Origin of the sequence: Cohnella panacarvi Gsoil 349 (genome assembly GCF_000515335.1) — a bacterium.
GTDB lineage: Bacteria > Bacillota > Bacilli > Paenibacillales > Paenibacillaceae > Cohnella > Cohnella panacarvi.
On record NZ_KI911563.1, the window covers coordinates 419,863 to 439,064 of the forward strand.

The following is a 19,202-nucleotide window of genomic DNA, read 5'->3' on the forward strand; positions in this document are numbered from 1 at the left end:
TTAGGCTCCTTTCTTACTCTTGTCTAATTAAAGCCAGGGCTTCTTCCATATCCAGATCGCCTTTTTCCATTAAGGTTAAGATATCTAGGACTTCAAGCCGTTGGCGGCTGATCTTGGAGTCGTTATCCGATGCAGCCTTAGGCTGAAGTTTATCCGCGATAAAGGCGGAAAGCGCAGAGATGGACGGATATTTAAACAAGTCGGAAACTTTAATCATTCCGGAATAATGTTTGTTGACGGATGCCTGCATTTGCATAAGAAGCAGCGAGGTTCCGCCGATTTCGAAAAAGTTGTCGTCCATATCCAACTCGTTCGGAACGACTCCGAGTAGTTCGGACCATATTCCCGTCACTCGCTCTTCGACTTCATTGCGGGGTACAACCGCATGCGAATCCGCGTTCTTGGTTACGACCGGCTTCGGAAGCGCTTTGCGATCCACTTTGCCGTTTCGCGTAAGCGGCATTCTCTCCAATCGCACGAAGTGGGACGGGATCATATACGAAGGAAGCTTCGACGCCAAATATCGTTGCAATTGTTTCGCGCTTAATGCCTCTTTGCCGTCTGCGTCCAACGCGACGTAATACGCGCAAAGCTGCGTCTCGCCGTGCTGTTCTACCGTAACGATAATCGCTTCCTGCACGTTGGCGTGCTCCACCAGTCGGGCCTCGATTTCCCCTAGCTCGATCCGGTAACCGCGAATTTTCACTTGATGGTCGATCCTGCCCAAATACTCGATGTTTCCATCCGGCAGCCATCTCGCCGAATCTCCCGTGCGATACATCCGTCCTTCCGGCTTAAACGGATTCCGGACGAATTTCTGTGCCGTCAATTCCGGACGATTCAAATACCCTCGCGCCAATCCGTCCCCGCTAATGCAAAGCTCCCCCGGCACTCCGACCGGCTGCATGCGATCATACCGATCCACGATCCAAGTCTGAACATTGCCAAGCGGCCTGCCGATCGGTACGTTCGCCGTCTCGCCCTGTCCAGCAGCCGATGCGGCATATCTCGTCGCATATATGGTTGCTTCCGTCGGTCCGTAAATGTTCTCCAATCTCGCCATCAGCGGTAATTGGTTGTATCTCTCCACTACTTTAGAGGTAAGCGCCTCTCCGGCTGCGAAAATATATTTTAAAGATCGCAGTTTGGCAACGTCTTCGTCCTCCAGAACATTCAAAAACACGCTCAGCATGGAAGGCGCAAAATTGAGATGCGTAATGCGCTGCTCTTCCACTCGTTGAATGATCGTTAACGGATCTTTCTCTTCGCCCGGCGGCATAATTACAAGCTTCCCTTGTCCGATAAACCAGCCGAACAGCTCGGCTACGGAGACGTCGAACGTATACGAGGTCTTTAACAAATAGGCGTCCGAAGGCAGCATCGGGTATTCTTGTTCCAGCTGGAATAAAATATTAACGACGGAGCGATGCTCAACCAAGACGCCCTTGGGCTGGCCCGTCGACCCTGACGTATAGATGACATAGATCAAGTTATTCGCATGAGCCAAGGGCTCCAGATTCGTACCGTCCGCATGATACGCTTGCTCATGGTCCAGCACGACGATATCACCCGCGAAACAAGTCCGTTCCCGCCAACGCTCTTGCAATAGCAGCGCCTTCGCCCCCGAATCCTCCAGCATGTACTGGATTCGCTCCTCCGGGAGCATGGGATCGATGGGGATGTACGCGCCTCCGGCTTTCAAGACCGCCAATATCCCGACAATCATGTCCAAGGAACGTTCGACCAAAATCCCTACGAGTCGATCCGGCTCTACCCCTCTTTCCCGTAACGTTCTGGCCAACCGATTCGCCCGCTCGTTGAGTTCCCGGTACGTGAACTGTCGTTCCTCGAATACAACGGCTATATGGTCCGGCGTCCGCTCTACGTGGTCTTCAAACAATTGATGGATCGTTTTCTCTCGCGGATACGCTTCACGCGTATCGTTGAAGATTTCCGTCAGTTGCCGCGCTTCTTGTTCATTCAGTATCTCGATTGCACGTAACGGTAGATCCGGGCGCTCGCTTATTACCTCGAATATTCGTTGCAGGTGGATTCCCATTCGTTCGATCGTCTCGCGTCTGAACAGCTTCGTCGCGTATTCCATGCTTACTGCCAGACCGCCATCCCCAAGCGGTTCCGCTTGCAACGTCAAATCGAATTTTGCGACGGGATGTTCAACGGGATAACGCGACGATTCCGCTCCTTCCAGGTTGAACCGTTCCGTCTCCATGTTCTGCAGCACGAACATCGTGTCAAACAAAGGATTGCGGCTCGTATCCCTTCTTACTAGCGCCTTCTCCACTAATTCCCCGAACGGATATCCCTGATGATCGAACGCTTGCAGCGCGTTGTCCTTCACTTGCTCCAGGAATTCTAGAAACGTGAGGTTTCCCTGCGGGTAATTCCTTATCGCCAAGGTGTTCACGAACATGCCGATTAACGGTTCCAGATCCGCATGCATTCTCCCCGCTACCGGCGTACCGACCACGATGTCCTCTTGACCGCTGTATGTCCACAACAGCACGTTGTACGCCGCCAACAGCACCATATACAGCGTGCTTCCCGATGCTTCCGCCACCTTCCGCAGCTTGATCATCGTTTCGCGATCCACCGTGAACCGCATATGATCCCCGGCAAAGCTCTGCATCGCCGGACGCGGATAATCCGTAGGCAATTGCAATACGGGAATGTCTCCCGCGAACTGCTCCAGCCAGTATCGTTCCTCCCGGGCAGCTTCCGCGCTTCCCTGCCGCTCCAACTGCCACGCGGCATAATCTTTGTATTGCACCCGCAGAGGTTCGAGTTCTTCTCCCCGATAGAGACGCTCAAGTTCTCTTAACCCTATTCCGATCGAAATCCCATCGGATATCGCATGATGCATATCCCATAGCCATACATGCCGCTCTTCTTCCAACCGGATCAAACCGACTCTGAATAGCGGAGCCATGCCGCAATCGAAAGACCGCACGAAGCCTTGCACGAGCTCTTCCAGTTGTTCTTCGCTGCTCGCAACCATGCGCTCCAGACGCGCGTCAAGTTCGTCATGGACGATCTGCACCGCTTCTCCTTCTGTGAACGTCAACGATGTCCGCAAAATTTCATGCCGTTTGGTCAACGATTGTATTGCCCGCTCCAAGCGGTCTGCGTCCAATACGCCTCTAAGCAGCCGCGCTTCCGGCATATTGTATCCGGTGTCGACTCCTTCCAGCTGGCTCAATACCATCAGCCGCTTTTGCGCCGATGAAGCCGGATACCTTTCCTGCTTCGTCGACGCACGGATCGGCTGATACTGTTGTTTGCGTTGCTTGCCGATATATTCCGCCAACCCTTCCAACGACGGATGCTGGAAGACGTCTTTGATTGTCGCGGAGATTCCCATCGCTTGGTGAATTCTTGTCACTAAGTGCATGGCGCGCAACGAGTGTCCCCCGATATCGAAGAAGTCGTCCTTCGCCCCTATCGGCTCGACGCCAAGCACTTGCTGCCATATGCGGACCAGTTCAGCCTCGACCTCATTGCGCGGAGCAACATAAGTCGCCCCTGTCGTTATGCTTCTCTCGGGAGCCGGCAACGCTTTACGATCCACCTTGCCGTTAAGGGTTAGCGGCATCCGCTCCAATTTCACGTAATGCGTCGGGAGCATGTACGCCGGCAAATATCGAGACAACTCTGCCTTTAATTCGGCGATCGTAAGCGCGTTATCCGCGACGACATACGCGCACAATTGGTTGTGCCCGGCATTGTCTACGAACGCCGTCGCCACCGCTTGTTGAACCGATGCGATTCGCAACAATTGCGCTTCGATCTCTCCCAGCTCGATACGATAACCTCGAATCTTGACCTGTTGGTCGATCCGGCCCAAATACTCTATGTTGCCGTCGGGCAGCCATCTCGCCGAATCTCCCGTCTTGTACATCCGCTCTCCCGGCGCGAAGGGGTTCTCCACAAACTTCTCTGCGGTTAGTTCCGGCCGGTTCAAATACCCTAGCGCCAAGCCGTGTCCGCTAATGCACAGTTCTCCCGGCGTTCCGATCGGTTGCAGTCGGTTGCTTTCGTCGACAATATAGACCCAAGTGTTCGAGATCGGCTTCCCGATAGGCGGTATTAACGTCAGTCCGTCCTGGTTTCCAATGGTGAAAGTCGTAACGACATGGGTCTCCGAAGGTCCGTAATGATTGTGGATTTGAACATTCCTTCGCATGCTCTTGTCAAGAAACGCTCTGTTCAGTTCAAGCTTCTCGCCGGCAACTACGAGATGCTCCGCATGCTGCAACAGCTTATTGGATAAGTCCTGATCGGAAATCATATGTTTCAGATAAGCGGTAGGCAAGTATACGGCGGAAATCTCGTGAGTCTCGATGAAGCGAATCAATTGCCAAGGATCCTGTTTCACGCTTTCTTGGGCGACAATGAGCGTGCCTCCGCTTAATAGCGTAGAGAAAGTTTCTTGGGTGAAGACATCGAAACCGACGGACGCCAAAGATAAAGTACGACGCGTATCGATCGTCGTCTTCTGCTGTTGATAAACCAGCAAATTAACGATGCTTAGATGAGGCATCAAGATCCCTTTGGGCCGTCCGGTCGTTCCTGAAGTATAAATCACGTACATGCAGCTATTGGGGAAGTTGACATGATTAACATGGGAATCGTCCGCATCATAAAACTGCCTGTCTCCTAAATCTAGTATTTCCCCTGTATATCCCTCCAGCCGCGTTTCTCCCCCATAAGCGAGCAGCAATACCGCTTCGCTATCCTTGAGCATGTACTGGATTCGCTCATCCGGGTACATACGTTCAATGGGCATGTACGCGCCGCCGGCCTTCAGAATCGCGATCATTCCAACGACCATCTCTATCGAGCGATCCGCCATAATGGCCACGATTCGCTCCGCCCCGACTCCCCTAGCCCTAAGCGTTCTTGCCAATCGATTCGCTTGCGCGTTCAGTTCGCGGTACGTGAGTTGCCGTTCCTCGCATACGATCGCGATGTGGTCCGGCGCCTGCTCGACCTGCTCCTCGAACAACCGATGGATGGTTTTCTCCAACGGATCAGTTGCTGAAGTAACATTGAATGCCCCCATTATGTCCCCCCTTTGCGAATAGATTATCCCTTGACCGCGGCTTGTCGATTCTCGATATAATTCAACAATCTGGACACGCTGTAATTCCCCAATCTAATGATTTCCTCGTCCGGCACGCGTATGTTGAAAGTCTCTTCCAATTGGATCACGTACATGGTCAATACAAGGGAATCGAATTCGAATATCTGCTCTAGCGGTACATGGTCATCGATCTGTTCCGGAGCTTGAATATTGAATTTCTCTTCGCAAAAAACGGCAAACTTTCGAATAAAGGCATCCAATTCGTTTTTGAGCATCATATGTTCCTCCGCTATTCGTTAATATTTTACGAGACCGTGGTTGAAATAATCGGATTTCGATAATTCGGGATCCGCTTTTAACTGTACGATGATAAGCTTCTCCAGTTGCTTGAGTCGTTCGCATTCGGATTGGAATTCCTCTGCTTCGATGTCCTGCGACATCGTGAATTTAACGATTCGTCTGACCAGGTTATCCGCCAATGAACTGCACTGTTGCAGTTGCTCGATCAATGCCGAATCATAGCCGATAAATTGCAAATATTTGGCGAAAATAGCTCTCGATCCGGATATAATGTGCAGCGCGTCGATGAATCTTCTCAATTCCGCCATGTTGTTCTGATTGTCGATAATATGACTCAGCAGCGAACCATAAAATGCCGCATCGTCCTTGAACGATTCGATCCACTGCCGATACTTCCGTTGCAGCTTCTCTTTATCCGGCGCTTTTCCTATAAAATCGAAATATAGCAAGTACTTCTTCTCGTCATACAGTTGATTATTGGCATGCCGAAGCGTATCCAGAGGATATCGGTACGTAATATAGTTGGTATGACCGTCATCGAGCAAGGTCACTTGACCCGTGCCGGGATCATAACCGGTCACGATAACGGTATGGCCGTCGTTCGGATCGGGCTTCAAGCGCTTGTTCATCTCGGTCGAATGAGGCAGATAGTAGTGATCCACGGATACGACAAGCCATTTGCCCCATCTGATTAATGCGAGAAACTCGTCTTCGATGTCCTGGAAACGGCTAAACTCCTTGTATATCATTTGAAGGCCGATGTCCGAAAACTCCTCTTCCTCGATCAAATACGAGGTGCTGTACGCCCATTTCATCACGATTTTGACTTCGAACAATTGTCTTACGATTTCCTCCGTGCTTTCGAACGAATTATAAAGCAGCAACTCGATTGGTACGCCTTTGCTTTGAAGATAGCTGATTAATTGTCCCTTATAACAGCTTAGAAACTTGTGGTCGAATCGTTGTAAATTCATAGGCTCCTCCAATTGGGTTAAAGATGGGTACTGCTCTTGCGTTTGAGGCTGCGGATCGTTCATGCGGTTCGGTTGATCTCTATCATAATGTCTTGCCATCAGATGCACGGTTCTGAGATCGAAGACCAGCAGATTGTCCGAAGGGAACCCTGCTTGTTCCATTTCCACATCGAGATGAACGGCCTTGAGCGATGTCCCGCCCAGTTGAAAAAAGTCGTCATGAATGCCTACGGGAGATACGCCCAGCACTTTGCTCCACACTTTCGCCACCGTAGCCTCCAGTTCGGTCTCCGGGGCAACATACGGCTGGGCCATCTCTTTTCTCGTCTTTACGGATTTGATAAGGCCGAGCAATCGTTCCCCCGTATAGGCTTCAAGCGGAACGTAATGGTTTCCGTGTCTCAGCCGCAGCTCATTCACGGTTTCCATCTCCCAGTCGATAGCGGTCAAGCTATCCGGTATATTCGACGCTGCGGCGACCGGATCGATAGTCGGAAATTCGGCGAGCCTGTCAACATTCGGTTCATTTGGCTCATGAGAGCCGATGTCTTCCAACGGTTCATTGAACTTGATAGCCAGATGCTGGATCGCATCGGGCAATAATGCAACAGGAATAGCATAGTGGTCTGCCTCTTCGGTCCATCCGCTCCGCTGCAGAAACTGCAGGAACGGGGCATTCTTCTCCGTGGGAACGAAACGCATCATCACCTTGCTTAGTTGCCGCTCCTTGCACAATGCTTTGAATGCGGCTAGCACCCCGTCTTCAACCCCTTTGCCTAATACGCGGCAACTGAGCATGAACGCATCGATCCACAGCGCCTGATTGCTCTCGTACCAGAATAAGCAGCCCGTTAGCCCGTAATCGCCGAACCGATCCCTGACCTCGACCACCCAGCAGCTGCGATCGGGATGGGACACCCATGACTGCACCTCCTGCTCCGACCTGCGAATGGTGCTGGAATTGAACTGGTTCGTTCTTTGCGTCAGTTGAACCGTCCGATTCCGTTCCGAGGATGTCATTGGCCTTATGCTGACTTGCAGCTTTAGATTGAGCAGGAAATCGGCAAGCGAAGTTTCCGGATGGTGCGATTCCCGGCGGTCGCGCTCCGCTTGAACCATCGACGTACGGTTGCGATCCTCATCCGTAATCCTAATCCGGTCCAATGCCCATAGATGCTTAACGAACATTGGAATCGCCTGACGATGACCGGGAAGCTGCACGGTAAGAACATCCGGGCAACGATTCATCACTTCCGCGCATTCGATCGGATTGTCATCCAGGAATAGGATGCTATCCAGGCCGACGTTCAACTCTCGGGCAAGTTCCGTCAGATTGTCCGATTTCGCTTGCCAATTGATCCGCCAAGCCGCAAGATGCGACTTCTTGAGCAGCATCCCTTCATTGTTCTCGAACGTGTCCCATACGTCTTGTTCGGTATTTTTGCTGCACAGCGCTATCAACATGCCTTCCCGCTGCTTCTGAATCACAAACCTTTGCAGCTCTCTGTACGGGTCTTCCACGCGGACGCCGAGCGGTCCGTCCTCGCCGCAAACTCCTTGCCATAACGTATGGTCGCAATCGAGCACGATCACTTTAAAGTGCTGCCGTTTCCAGGCAATCAACCTTCTGGCAATCAACGTCCCCGTTACGGCCTCATATTCCGTCGTAAATGGCAGGTGCCCCTTGGCGTCTTTGTTCTCATCGAAGACGGACCTTACCTGGTACAGAGAAGACGCCTCGCGCAAGTCGACGGCGATAACGCCGTCCATTTGTTCGATTGCATCCAGCCATCGATTGTTCAGGCTTTCGATACAGCGAATAACGTCTTCGCTCAAGCCTAGATGCGTGGAAACAGGAAAAATTCCCACGAACCAAGTCGCGTTCATCTGTCTATGATTGAACATATTCAGCCATTCGCGGTACGTTTGCTCCAGTTTGCTGCATTGTTGCGCATCCGTCGCCGTGTCGTCGCGTATCCAGTCCTCCATGCGGAGCAGCAGCACGTTCGCTCCCCGATTCACGGATAGCAAGCTGTCAGGGTCCAATAGTTGTTGAAAGATTTGATTATAAGGAGCGATCTTTACCTGCATCTCCAATTGAAATTGGTTCAGCCACCAATGGATATAAGGCTCCAGCGATTCGGCGGTAAACGTGGCAGCGACGGCTACGCAACTCGCTTCGTCTATCGAACGTTGTTGTTTCATCGTCTGATCGGGTAGGAAAGGAATAGCCCAATCCGGTTCGTTCGGCCGCTCCAATAGGATGGCAGTAAGCTGTTGGAACCGCTCTGCGAACCGCTCCATGGATTCGGGCTTAAATAAAGCGGTATTATATTGCAGATTGCATGCCAAACGATCTTCTTCGAGATGCACGTCCAGCTTGAAATCCACCGTAGCGACATCATGCTGCCATTGAACATCTTGGATATCCAACCGGTGCTCGACGGCATCATCGTCGGAACCGAGTTCGTTATGGAACAGGAAGAGCGTATCGTAGATCGGGTTTCTGCTTGCGTCTTGATTAGCTCCCAGCTTCTCGACCAGTTCATCGAACGGATACATCTGATGATCGTAAGCATCGATGAGCGATCGCTGAACGTCCGCGACATGCTCGGCCAGCGTGGTTCCTTCCTTCACGTTCAACCGGATCGGAAGGAAATTGGCGAACATCCCGATGACGCGCTCCAGCTCCACCTGCAATCTGCCGGCAACAATCGTGCCGATGATAAGGTCATTCTGACCGGAGTAAGCATGGAGCAACGCCGAGTATACGGCGAACAAGACGGAATTCAACGTTGCATCGTTATTTTTGGCGAACAGCTTCAGCTTGTCGGTCATTTCGTTCGAGATCGTAAAATGTATCGTATTTCCCGCAAAAGTCTGCTTCGTCGGCCGCGCGAAGTCGAGAGGCATTCGCAATACGGGTAACTCGCCCGCCATGACCGTTTCCCAATACTTCGCCTGTCTGTGCATGGATAGCGTGTCGCCTTGTTCCTTCAGCCAGACGGCGTAATCTTTATATTGAACGCGGAGAGGCGAAAGATTCTCTCCGGCATACAACAGGCGCAATTCGTCCAATAAGACGCGCAAGGAAAAACCGTCCGAAATACTATGGTGCATGTCCATGAGGAGGATATGCTTATCCTCTGACATCTTCAGCAGCTCGACGCGGAATAACGGGGCGCTGCCTAAGTCGAACGGTTTGACGAATGCGCGAATTTTATCCGGCAATTCGTCCTCCGTCACGTTGCCGAATTCGAGTTCTATCGGCACCTCGGGTCGTATATGCTGCATCAGCTCCCCTTCCACCCAATGGAACGATGTTCGGAACGCTTCATGGCGCTGCGTCAATTGCCGCATCGCTTCGGCAAACCGCGCGTAGTCTATCCTTTCGTTGATCGTATGAACAACCGGTATATTATAAGAAGTCAGGTCCCGCGATTTTCTCTCCAGAATATACATTCTTCGTTGCGCGGGCGTCGTCGGATAGTAGGATTGAATCGTTGCCGGACGGATTTCGGCACACGAGATCGGGTCCGTATGATCGATTTCCCGCGCAAGCATTCGCAGCGTTGGATTGGCGAAAACTTGATTCAATAGGAGATCGACTCCGAATTCCTTCTGCACTCTGGACAACATGAGTCCCGCGATTAAGGAATCTCCCCCTAATACGAAGAAGTCGTCCTCTCTATCCATCGTCGCAACTCCGAACATCTCGCCCCATAATTGGGCAAGCTTCCGTTCGGTTTGCGTGAAAGCCGCAACATCTCCTTGGAGCTTAACCGCAACAGGCCGGTCGTCCTTATCCGCAGTCTCGGGCCAAGTAACCCAGCAGCGAATCCGTTCAAAGGAATAGGCGGGCAAGTTAACCCTCCTGCAGCCGCCGGATGGATACAATCGGTCGAAATCCACCTTCGCACCGGAAACATATAGACGGCCTATTTGCGATAGGGGGAGCCGGTGCAGCTCCTCTTCCTCGAATTCGATCGGATCCGTCCGATTCGGCTTCGCTCCTCTGGCTGTCCGTTCGCCATAATAGATATCGGAACGTGTCATCCGCGTAAGATCGGACGTGCACAGACTATCTATTTTCTCTTGCCAATCCTCCAAGCTTGTTACGATGAACGCCAATCGATAATCGTAATGACCTCTGCCTGTATTTTGCGTATAGCAGACGTCGCGCAGGTTCGGCATTTCCCCCCAGTTCTTGTGAATATATCGGCGAAAGTTCGAAATCATCTCCTTTAGAGACTGCAAGCTCCTGGCCGAAATGGTGAATAGCTCTGTCGTATTCGCCCCTGGCCCGGTTGCGCGTCGAACGACCGGCGCTTCTTCCATCACCATATGGCAGTTCGTACCGCTTAGTCCGAATGAACTGACCCCGCATCTGCGAGGAGTACCTTCCGTCTTCCATTCCGTCAATCGGTCGAGGACATAGACGGGGGATCGTTCGAACGTAATTTCCCGATTCGGTATACGAAAATGAAGGTTGGGCGGAAGCTGTTTATTTTTGAGCGCCAGCGCCGCCTTCACGAGTCCTGCAATGCCGGCCGCGCTATTCAAGTGACCGATGTTCGACTTGAGTGCGCCGAGCGCGCAAAATTGCCTTCTTCCCGTAAAACGCTCGAATGCGCTGCTGATCCCTTCGATTTCGACGGGATCTCCAAGCTTGGTTCCCGTACCGTGAGCTTCAATATAAGTGATCGTCTGCGGATCAACGTCGGCATCTTTCCATGCGGCGGCAATAACATCCGATTGAGCTGCGGCGTTCGGGGCGGTAATACCGATCGAACGTCCGTCTTGGTTGAGGGCACTTCCTTTAATGACGGCATAGATGGAGTCGCCATCCGCTAGCGCCCGTTTCAGCGGCTTCAGAACGATCGCAATCGAGCCTTCGCCTTCGCCGGTACCGTCGGAGCCGTCGTCGAACGCCTGCGTTCGGCCGTTAGAAGATTCGATGCCTATTCGGACCTCTCTCTCTGGAAGTCCCCAATAGACATTCACGCTTCCGGCAATGGCCTGATCGCAGTCGCCGGTCTGAATCGCCTTGCACGCCATATGTACAGCCACTAACGACGAGGAGCAGGCCGTATCCACGGTAAGAGTCGGGCCTTTGAAGTCTAATAGATACGCGATTCGACTTGCGATCATGGCCTGAATATTGCCTACGAACGACATATGCAATTCTTCGGGATTGCTCTGCTCTATCATTCTGCTGTAGGGGATTTCAGGCGGGGAATATCCTACGTATACGCCGGTCTTCGTGCCGGACAATCGGTTTCCTCCGTACCCCGCATCTTCTATGGCCTTCCAGGCGGTTTGCAGGAATATCCGCTGATGGGGATCGGTCATATTGGCTTCTGCCGGAGACATACGAAAAAACGGGTGATCGAAGGTATCGACTTCTTCCAAATACGCTCCTTCTTTGAAGCGAATGTCCGAATGTTCTGCCTCATTCAGAGCGGCTTTGTAGTTAAGATAATCTTGTTGACGCCGATCGGGAAAAGGTCGAACGAAATCGGTTTCGGCTTTCAATAGCTCCCAGAATTGTTCGGCGTCCTCCGCAAGCGGCAGCCGCGTGGAAATCCCGATGATTGCAATATCCCGGTTGTCCGTCCGTCTGTCCGATTGTACGGCTTTCAAATGTTGGATCAGTTGCGCTGCGATGTCCTTGTCCAGCTTGCCGGCGGAGGTATGCTCCAATATGGATTTCAATAATGCGTCCAACCGCTGTTCACTCCCGTTTCCATCATCATTTGGTTTATGCGTTCGCTTTGCTCGTCAACGGGAACCTTTTTGGTCCTAAAGATCGTCTGCAACATAGCCAGCGCTTCTCTCATATGTTCTTTCCCCGGCACGACGACCCCGTTGGTTATCCGTTCCAGAAGAGCGCGAATGCTTTCATACGGTCGAACGACGCCTGCTTCATACTCCTCGTCGTTCCAGTTGGCGTTTCTGGTGCTTACCGCCATCGCCAAACAACGGGAGACGAAGAGCGTCACGGTCTCGTTTAGTCCCGTCGGGGGCACTTTCGCTAGGGGCTGGAGTTCGTTAATACCTTTGTCGACGCTATGTACGATCAGATTCGGGATATTCTGGGCGGCTAGTTTGCCGACGACGGCCTGCGGTCCCATATCGATAACCGCAGCGATATGTCGGCTGTGCAGATAGTCCATGCAGTCCGCCCAACGTACCGGAAGACTCATCTGCAGCGTCAATTTCCGGACGATTTGCGATTCGTCCTCATAAGGCATGCCGTCTACATTGGCAAGAACCGGCCATCGGGGCGGCTTGTGTGCGATTCGATTGAGCTGTTCGGCGAATTTCCGGGCAGCCGGAATCATCAGCGGACTGTGGAAGGGACCGCTTACAGGCAAACGCAGCAGACGCGCTCCCATGGACGCCAACTGTTCTTCAACCTTCAGAACGGCTGTCCGATGACCGGAGATCACGGTTTGCATCGGCGAATTCACGGTAGCCAGAACAGCGAACTCCTCCGAGGTCGATGCCTGCTCGCAAACTTCCTCGATGATCCGAATGTCCAGATTTCCGACGGCTGTCATGATTCCGTTGCCAAGGGCTCTCGCTTCCTGCATGAATTGTCCGCGAATCCGTACCAGCTTAACCGCATCGAAGAATGAAAAGGATCCCGCGGCGGTTAAAGCCGTGATCTCGCCCAGACTGTGGCCTGCAAGATACGTCGGCTCCGTGCCTACTTCCTGCATATACACGCTGAATGCCGCATAACTAACCGTTAGAATCGCGGGCTGGGTGAATTCCGTGAGCGATAATCGCCGTTCTTTGTCTTCGAAGCAGAGCTCGCGCATATCCATATGCAACGCGTCGCTCGCTTCTTCGAAAATCCGTTGTGCCATCGGATAGGCGTCGTATAATTTTTTCCCCATTCCTATTGCCTGAGCGCCTTGCCCTGGAAACAAGAAAGCGTGACGAGTCATATTCGCCATCCTCTTTTCCTCTTACGCCGCTCGTTCATCATTTCAATACTCCTTTCTATTTATGAAATCTTCTGGATTTCTTCACATAATGAGGTTATCACCCTTTCCTCCGATAATTTCATGGAATCCAAGATCGGAATGATCGACTTCGCGATATCGAAATCCGGCTTAAGCATGTATTTTAGAATGATCGTTTTCATAAATCCTGCGTCTCTGATTACACTTTCGTATTCCGCTCTCAATCGGCGAATCTCAGGATTGTCATACTTATTGATCAGATTATCCATTAGTTTCCCGACGCTCGCTTTGTGTTCATGGAAGACGTAGAAAGGAAGATGGAGCGTATTAATCAAATCGCTGTGTCCATGTAAAAAGCGTTTGATTTGCTCGTACACGGATATTCCGAAAGCTCTTTTTTCCGGCGGATCTCTGATGAGCAACAGATCTTGGGAGGAGTTCGATGACGTTACATAATCCTGCAACAATCGATAAGCAAGTTCCAATTGAAGTTGATGACGATAATCCGATTGATAAGTGAATAACGTTAATACGTTCCATGCATGCTCCGAAGCGATGGACTTCTCCATCAGACGGAACGGTACTTCATTCACTTGCAGCTGGCCCCTTGTCGTATTGGCATAGTCGTATACATAAAAGCATTGTTTATCGAGATCATATCCGGTTATAAGCAGATTGTTTTTAAAGTGTCCCTGATTATAGGAAAACGAATGCGGCATATAGTAATCGTCATGAATGACGTATATAAAGCTGCCTTGATCGATAACATCAATCAAAAATTCGTGAATGGGCCTTTTTAGGTAGTCGATATGAATCGTTTGAGTGTGATCTAACCATGGAATGGTGCTCGATCTAATCGGAATCTCGTCGAATAGATAAAAATCCAGCCAGTGCACGTTCTCATTAAAATCAAATCTTTGATAGAGCTGCAAATAATGGTTGCAAATCCAAGACTCGTTCTCTTCGTAGTAGCTTAAAATCGATAGAGGCAACGCATGATGTTTATAGGCCGAAATATACGGCTTCACGACAGGCAGTTGTTTAATCACGCTAAGAATCTCTCCAATGATTATCGATTTTCGAATCTGATGGTTCTTGCTGCCCTAGCATGCCAGCAGTGAGCGCTTTTCCTATTTCTGTTATTCTTCTGTTTTCTGTTATTCTTCTTTCAAACCCTTCGATGAAAAAACACTATCTTTGAGGAATTCGCACTACTTTTATGGAATATCTGAATATTTTGTCGAAATTGCTTTTTCATGAGGTTCGGCAACGCTTAAAGGACACTCAAAGCCCCGCTTGAGAACATTTCCTTCGCTGCTGCGGTTACGGATGTCGGAAGATTGCCTCTTCAAAAACATAAATGTTAAATTTATTTAATTAATCGCCAAATTATTACATTTAACGATAAAAAATTGATTGTTTTGATCTATTGATCTACTGTTTCATCCCTTCTATTTAGTGTTTCCTAACTATTCCATTGTGTGCTCCATATCAATTATTGTTGTTTAGTGGCTGGCCAGCTATTACTCAATTTTGTAATCATTAACTTTTGGGAGGGGTTTTTAAAGAATGAAACTGAAGAAATGGTTTACTGTCCCGTTCATGCTAGCCATGATTCTGGTATCGGCGCAATCGGTTTTTGCTCAAGATCCTTATTACACCAATCCTAACGGGACCGTTCAGACGGCAAGGACTCTGTATCTTAATCAATGGAAACAAGATCAGCTAAGCTTTAATTCCGAGGTCGATTATTTCAAAGTGAACCTTACCAATAGGGATGAATTTATTACTGTTGAATTGAAATGTCCTCCGGCGCAAAATTGCAAGTTTACGGTTTTCGAATATCAACACGGAGCGTTTTATCATTTATTGGATTCCTCGAGAGTGTCCTCCAGCGGATTGAGATATAGTCGTCGTTTCCGGACAATCGAGGACACCTTTTATATCGCGGTGTCGGGAGCGGATCCATGGGTGGATTGGAGCACGCAGTCGTTCTATTCGTTGAGGGTCTATCACTAGTTAGTCTTTGTTCATCTCATTTGTACGAATCGATAGCCTTATAAAATAAACTCCGCCAGCCATTCGGCCAGCGGAGTTTTTCATTTGGATATCTATTTTCGCTTTACTTTTCGATCTTGCCCGTGTCCACCACTTCGAAATCGCTGCCTTTGATCTTGCCGAGATGATGCAAATCTTCATCGTCCCAACGCGGATCGTGCGCGCCGCTGAGGTATAAGCTGCTGCCATGGTCGGCGACGATCATTCCGTACTTCTTTAACGCTTTTAGGATCGCTTGGTTAGTTGGGGAAAAACCGGATATGTCATAATCCTGACGAAGCCGCAGTCTCAGCCCCATCGGAGGAAGATTAGGATCCGTAAGGTTCGAAGCGTAGTGGCTCGCGGGATAAATAAAACCTCTTTGCGTTTTGCCGACCGTAAATCGAAGAGCATGATTGATTTCTCCCGAGGAAGCTTCGTCATATCGGACAAGCCCCGGGAAGATCGGCAAGCCCGCGGCGTCGGCCGAGGTCCAGTATTTCGGTCGCTGCGCATTGGACTTCAAGTCCCACTTCGCGCCGCTCGCAGCCGTCCAGCCTTGAGCCGAAGGACGCGCATGGTACAATTCGTACAGCATCAGGTTGTCCTTGTCGACGACAATAACATGTCGGTCGCCGCCGCTATCGGGCCCTCCTTCGATTGGCGCGTTAAGGGGGATTGGATATGGCCCCGGATCGCTTTGGTCCGCGTCATCCGTAAACGTCACTTTCACTTTGGGTTGATTGCCGTCTACGATCATATAAGGGATGCCGATCGGCTCGCCTTCCCACTCCGTTCCGAAATCCGCGTGCATCCCCCTGGCTGCTCCAATGGAGGAAATAAACTTTGCCGAGTTTTTGTGTACCGGGTATTTCGAAATATCCGTGTTCCAAGCGTTGTCCTTCGGGAAGACCTGCAAGGCGGACGAACGCGCCGGCACATCCGTTTCCTCCGGGCGCTCCGGTTTCTTGCCGATATATATCGAACTCGAGGACTCGACCCATTCCACCGGCTTACCCAACGACTCCGCTGCGAATCGCAGAGGGACGTAAGTTGAATCATTGTATATAAATCCTTTCAGACCGCTCGGGGGTTGCTTGTTCGTTCCGTCGAAATAATAGCGTAAATCGCGAAACTCAACCTTAATTTGGCTTGTCGCCGCATAGGTGATGCCGGAGAAAAATACGGCTCCGCATGCGAATCCGATCATTCCCGGTTTCCAATGTCCCCATTTCGCCATCGCGCTCACTCCGCTCCTTCGTATCTTCCAATCATACTCACCGCGTTTTGCAATTTATTGCTGTCCAGTTCCTATATCCAAATTAGTACAAACAGAGCCGTATGATATATAGCAAATAAATACCAACTTTTCGACAAAATCAATCGAAGTTTGTCATAAAAGATAGAATAATGTCGAAATTGAACCGATAGTGGTTACAAATAACGGTTGGGAGCTCGGTAATACTCAAAAAACCAAACTGCGGCCGCAGTTTGGTTTTTTGATGTTAACCTGATTCCAACGTTATCCCCATGCGGCCAATTCCGTCTCGAAGTCGTGCGCGAAATCAGGGCTGACCGGCGTGACCCGTACGTTCACGTTAGCTTTCCTGAAATCTACCGTGACGTCGGGAGAAGCGCCTTCGTAAACGTAAACCCCCTTGCCCTGCTGCTGAACCGGTTCTAGCTTCGCCTTCCAAATCCCTTGTCGGCCGTCGGAACCTACCGCTTCTACGCGGACGTCCTTGTGCCCTATAATGCCGAGTTGAATGACGGCTCGGAAAGCCGTCTTGTTCAATCCGATCCTGCCGCTAGTGCCGTCAAGAATCTCTATGTTCCGAACACGGACGCCGGACCAATGGTCGCGGATAAATTGCTTGTAAGCAGCAACCTTTGAGGCGATCTCAAAGCGATCCGCGGCGAATCGCCTTCCCCTCTCGCTCGCCGGGACATACATCGTGCGCCGATAATCGTTGATCATTCTATGGGTGTTGAAGACGGGCGCGAGCGAACAGATCGATTCCTTCATGAAATTAACCCATTCCGCGGGGAGCTTCTGATCGTCTCGCTTGTAGAACAGCGGAACGATCTCCTCCTCAAGCAATCGGTAAAGCGCTTCGCTGTCCTGCTTGGACTGATATTCGCGATCACCGTCCGTAGCGCTATCTATGGCCCAGCCATTCCGTCCGTTATAGCCCTCCGCCCACCATCCATCCAGCACGCTGCAGTTGAGAACTCCGTTCAGAGCCGCCTTCTGTCCGCTCGTACCGCTGGCTTCCATCGGCTTCATGGGCGTATTAAGCCAGACGTCCACGCCTTGAACGAGCCATCTCGCTTTATCCATCGCATAGTTTTCTATGACGAAGACGCGATCCTTGAACCTCGGTTCCCGAGATCGCGCTACGATTGCACGGATCAGATCTTGCCCCGGTCCGTCCGCCGGATGCGCCTTTCCGGCGAATACGAGGCACGCCGGCCTTTGCGGATCTCCCAGGATGCGCGCTAATCGATCCGGGTCGCTGAAAATAAGCAGTGCCCGCTTATAGGTCGCAAATCGTCTTGCAAAACCGATGATAAGCGGACCGCCGTCGGACTCGTCAAGCGGCAAGCCAAGCTCCCGAAACATCTTCTGTTTAGCCTGTTGATGTTCTTCCCAGAGCGCGCCCGGTGGAATATCCCGAACGGCTGCCCAGGAATCGGGTTCCATTGTGCGAGCGGCCCAATCGGAAGGAAGATACCGATCGAACAGCTCCTTCATGCCGGCAGCCAGCCATGTCCCGATATGGATGCCGTTCGTGATCGAATCGACGGGAATATCTTGCTTCGGGATATGCGGCATCCACCGGTGGAACAAGTCGCGGGACACCTCTCCGTGCAATTGGCTTACTCCGTTTATTTTCGACGATAGACTCACGGCAAGCCGCGTCATGTTAAATGCGCCGTCCACGCAGCCTAGCGACAATACCCGATCTCTGTCCGTTCCAAGCTGCCAATAGTAGTCGCCGAAGTATCGGTCAATCATATCGATCGGAAATACGTCGTGCCCGGCCGGAACCGGCGTATGCGTCGTGAAGACCGTGCTAGCTTTGACCGCTTCTAGCGCTGTCTCGAAAGGGATGCCCTCAGCCGACAGCATTCGAATGCGCTCGAGCGTTAAGAACGCGCAATGTCCTTCGTTCATATGCCAGACGTCAGGCTGGATGTCCAGCGCTGCAAGCAATCTCGCGCCGCCGATGCCGAGAAGTATCTCTTGGCTTAATCGGACGTTCTGATCGCTAGGGTAAAGCGTGTCCGTCAGACGGCGGTCCGCGACGCTATTCGCTTCAATGTCCGTATGGAGCAGATACAGCATGACCGAGCCAACCTGTACGGACCACGCATTCGCATATACGTGCCTGCCGGAGAGCGGAACCTCGATAACGAGAGGTTGACCGACGTCATTCTTTACGAGCCGAACCGGGTAGACGCTTCCCCGATGATCGATCTCCGGATATAGATGCTGCTGCGAGCCGCCATCGTCTATGCGCTGCTGGAAATAACCTTTTCCGTAATATAGGCCAACTCCCGTAAGCGGAACATTCAGGTCCGCTGCCGCCTTAATATGATCGCCGGCCAATATGCCGAGGCCGCCCGAGTAAATGGGTAAGGATTCATCCAATCCGAACTCCGCCGAGAAATACGCCACGCCGCTCTTGTGCATTATCCCACCTCAATTATGCCGAAGATTGCGCCCCGTCGTGTAAGCGCCAAACTTGATGCCATTTACTATATGCCGCTTAACGGTACGCGTGCCTAAGGCAATCATTGACGGATTTCAAC

General features: G+C 51.2%; 8 protein-coding genes. 1 reads left to right on the plus strand and 7 read right to left on the minus strand.

The features are described from left to right. Positions 1 to 13: 13 nt before the first annotated feature. From COHPA_RS0102080 to COHPA_RS0102100, 5 genes are read right to left on the minus strand one after another with little or no spacing between them, the layout of a single operon-like run. Entirely contained in the window at positions 14 to 5,080 is a 5,067-nt protein-coding gene (locus COHPA_RS0102080) for a non-ribosomal peptide synthetase (RefSeq protein WP_027084536.1), read from the minus strand. Between the two features lie 23 nt (positions 5,081 to 5,103). Beyond that, complete coding sequence (locus COHPA_RS0102085) at positions 5,104 to 5,376, minus strand: acyl carrier protein (RefSeq protein WP_027084537.1); 273 nt, start codon at positions 5,374 to 5,376, stop codon at positions 5,104 to 5,106. Between the two features lie 21 nt (positions 5,377 to 5,397). Continuing rightward, positions 5,398 to 12,102, minus strand: coding sequence for an HAD-IIIC family phosphatase (locus COHPA_RS24130; protein WP_027084538.1), 6,705 nt, complete (start codon positions 12,100 to 12,102; stop codon positions 5,398 to 5,400). Then, the gene (gene fabD / locus COHPA_RS0102095; RefSeq protein ID WP_027084539.1) at positions 12,087 to 13,340 is read right to left on the minus strand and encodes an ACP S-malonyltransferase; all 1,254 of its coding nucleotides are present in this window, start codon (positions 13,338 to 13,340) and stop codon (positions 12,087 to 12,089) included. Before fabD ends, COHPA_RS24130 begins: the two co-directional genes overlap by 16 nt. A 50-nt stretch (positions 13,341 to 13,390) precedes the next feature. Next, on the minus strand, positions 13,391 to 14,398 hold the full coding sequence (locus COHPA_RS0102100; protein WP_027084540.1) for a hypothetical protein: 1,008 nt from the start codon (positions 14,396 to 14,398) through the stop codon (positions 13,391 to 13,393). A 520-nt stretch (positions 14,399 to 14,918) separates the two neighbouring features. Between COHPA_RS0102100 and COHPA_RS0102105 the strand changes: the two genes are divergently transcribed. Then, a complete protein-coding gene (locus COHPA_RS0102105) occupies positions 14,919 to 15,368 on the plus strand; it encodes a hypothetical protein (protein WP_027084541.1) in 450 nt (149 codons plus the stop codon). Positions 15,369 to 15,471: 103 nt separating this feature from the next. Here the strand turns inward: COHPA_RS0102105 and COHPA_RS0102110 are convergent, their stop codons facing one another. Beyond that, positions 15,472 to 16,626 carry a stalk domain-containing protein gene (locus tag COHPA_RS0102110; RefSeq protein WP_027084542.1) on the minus strand — a complete coding sequence of 385 codons (1,155 nt, stop codon included), beginning with the start codon at positions 16,624 to 16,626 and terminating at the stop codon, positions 15,472 to 15,474. 282 nt (positions 16,627 to 16,908) lie between these two features. After that, the gene (glgP, locus tag COHPA_RS0102115) at positions 16,909 to 19,083 is read right to left on the minus strand and encodes an alpha-glucan family phosphorylase (RefSeq protein ID WP_027084543.1); all 2,175 of its coding nucleotides are present in this window, start codon (positions 19,081 to 19,083) and stop codon (positions 16,909 to 16,911) included. Between the last annotated feature and the right edge of the window lie 119 nt (positions 19,084 to 19,202).